This is a genomic window from Streptomyces sp. GC420, from assembly GCF_009916105.1.
Lineage (GTDB): Bacteria > Actinomycetota > Actinomycetes > Streptomycetales > Streptomycetaceae > Streptomyces.
The window spans coordinates 1-2,365 of record NZ_JAAAXQ010000663.1 but is presented as its reverse complement, the minus strand read 5'-3'; the positions used below and the strand labels follow the sequence as shown (position 1 = coordinate 2,365).

The following is a 2,365-nucleotide window of genomic DNA, read 5'->3' as shown; positions in this document are numbered from 1 at the left end:
GAGGTCGGCCGGCACGCCTCGCGACGGCCGAGGGCTGCGACAGGGAGCACGGCGGTGAGAGGCCGCCGTAGAGGAGAGCGCCCGGCGGCCGGTCACACGGAGGAGCTGCGCCTCCTGCTCCTCGAGGAACCGGCGGGGGCGCGCCGGGTCCGCCGGGGCAAGGACGTGCCCCGGCGGGACCCGGCCGTCCGCGTCAGGCGCGCTTCCTGCGGGCGCGCCACAGAAGGAAGAGGGCGGAGGCGACGGCAGCCGTGCGGAGGAGGACGGGCCAGGCGTCGGAGACGGCGGCGCCGAGGCGGTCCTCGGCGATCGGCTCGCCCCAGCGTTCGTTGACACGGCCCCAGAACCAGAGCATTCCGCAGGCCGCGACCGCACCCGGGATGCCGAGGACGGCGGTCTTCGCCTCGACGGGCGTCAGGCGGCGGGATGCGTACGCGAGCAGCCAGCCGGCGGCGAGCGGGAACCAGGAACCGAGCACCGCGCCACCGACGAGGAGCGCGGCGGCGAGGACGAGAACGGGATTGTAGGCGTACCGGGGTCTGCCCGTCGCGGGCGCGGCAGGAGGCGCGGCGGGTGCGGGTGCCGGCTGCGGGGGACGCCGCAGGACCGCCCACCAGGGGCGTGGCTTGCCTGCGGCCGCCGCCGTGCCCTCTCCCTGCGCCGTCCCCTCCCCCGGAGCCTTCTCCGCCCCCGCGTTCCCGGCCGCCTCGCCGGGACCGCGCGGCGGCCTCAGCATCTCGGGGATCTCGATGCCGCCGGTGAACCCGAACACGGCTCCTCTCCGCGCGGGCGGCCTCGCCTCGACGCTCCACCAGTCGTCGGCGGCCTCGTCCCCGGCCTCGACGACCGGCGGTGGCAAGGCCCCGTTGCGCTGCTGCGGCACGCTCGGCCGCGCGGCCTGCGCCCGCGCCCGCGTCTCCGGCCCGGGTCCGGAGCCGGGGGCTGCTTCAGGGGCGGCCTCGGAACCGGCCCGGGCGGCCGGAACCTGCGCTCCGCCGTCCGCCGCGGCCTCGACGACCTGTGCCGGGGACCCGAGGCCGCGCAGGATCCGGTTGACGGCGGCCGGATTGTCCGCGCCGCCCCCGGCCCGCCGGCGGTCGATCTCGCCCCGCAGTTCGGCGACGAGGCGCATCCGCTCCCCGGAGGGCAGTTGCTGCTGCTGGGCCAGGTCGCCGACCCGGCTCAGATAGTCGTAGACGAGCTTGTCACTCTCGATCCCCACGAAGTCCCCTCCGGGGAGGTGCACTTGCCTTTGCCGCTGTTGGTGCGACGGTACCGCGCCGCCGCTCCACGGAGTACATGACCTGCGGCGCGCCCCACTGTTCGAAAGAGTCGGCCAGGCGCAGTCCGACCGTCTCCAGGAGCCGCCTCGACCGGGTGTTCGCCTCCTGCGTCACCGCCACCACCCGGTGCGCCCCGGTGAGTGCCCACGCGACGGCGCACCCGACGGCCTCCCCGGCGTACCCGCGCTCCCAGTGCTCGGGCAGGAGTTGGTACGACACCTCGGTCCCGGGCCCGAACCGCTCGCCTGGCCGCCCGAGCCGCACCGTGCCGAGCACCGCAGTGTCCGCCGCCCGCACGACGGCGAACAGCCCGGGCAGGCCCACGCATCCCCGCTCCAGCTCCCCGAGCCGCTCCCCGGGGACCGGCCCGCCCAGATACCGCCGTACCTCAGGGTCCGTCGCCAGCCGGGAGACCACCGGGACGTCCCGCTCTCCGACGGGGCGCAGCACCAGCCGCGCAGTTGTCATCCGCATGTGCCGATCCTGCACGGCGCACGTGTCCCGCGACACGGCGCCCGCGCGCCGCGAGGAGCTACCGTGGGGCGGATGACCACTGAGAGCAGCACGCGCGCGGCCGCCGCGCCCCGCACGCTCGCCGAGGAACTGAGGGCGCGTGGCGACGACGGACTCGCCGCGCTGCTCAGGGCGCGCCCCGACCTGCTCTCACCGGTGCCGGGCGATCTGACGCAGCTGGCGACCAGGGCGGGCACGCGTGCCTCGGTCGTGCGGGCCGTCGAGCGGCTCGACACCTTCGCCCTCCAGGTGGCGGAGGCGCTCGCGGTGGCGCCCGACCCCTGCCCGTACGGGACGCTGCTCGCCCTCCTCACCGGCGAGAGGGGCGCGGCCGCGGACGAGACCGGCGACGGAACCCGCGCCGCGGACTCAGCCGGGGACTCGGCGGAGGACTCCCCCGGGGACCCGTCCGGGGATTCAGCCGGGGACGGGACGCCCGAGATCACCGAGGCGCTGCCCCACGCCCTCGGCGCACTGCGCGACCAGGCCCTCGTGTGGGGCGGTGACGACCGACTGCGGCTGGTCCGCACCGCACGCGAACTGCTCTCGCCCACCCCCCAGCACCCCTC

General features: G+C 76.7%; 2 protein-coding genes and 1 pseudogene. 1 reads left to right on the top strand and 2 read right to left on the bottom strand.

The features are described 5' to 3' along the window. Positions 1-193 precede the first annotated feature (193 nt). Both GUY61_RS37560 and GUY61_RS37555 read right to left on the bottom strand, forming a co-directional pair. Positions 194-1,222, bottom strand: coding sequence for a hypothetical protein (locus GUY61_RS37560; RefSeq protein ID WP_166634763.1), 1,029 nt, complete (start codon positions 1,220-1,222; stop codon positions 194-196). Further along, the gene (locus GUY61_RS37555) at positions 1,206-1,757 is read right to left on the bottom strand and encodes a GNAT family N-acetyltransferase (RefSeq protein ID WP_166634762.1); all 552 of its coding nucleotides are present in this window, start codon (positions 1,755-1,757) and stop codon (positions 1,206-1,208) included. The genes GUY61_RS37560 and GUY61_RS37555 overlap by 17 nt, the downstream gene beginning before the upstream one ends. Positions 1,758-1,829: 72 nt before the next feature. Between GUY61_RS37555 and GUY61_RS39430 the strand changes: the two are divergent. Continuing rightward, positions 1,830-2,365, top strand: a pseudogene (locus tag GUY61_RS39430) (DNA-binding protein); the annotation flags it as partial.

What these genes read in the sequence shown, in the direction of transcription:
- GUY61_RS37555 (WP_166634762.1), bottom strand. Translation starts at nt 1,757, where the DNA reads ATGCGGATGACAACTGCGCGGCTGGTGCTGCGCCCCGTCGGAGAGCGG.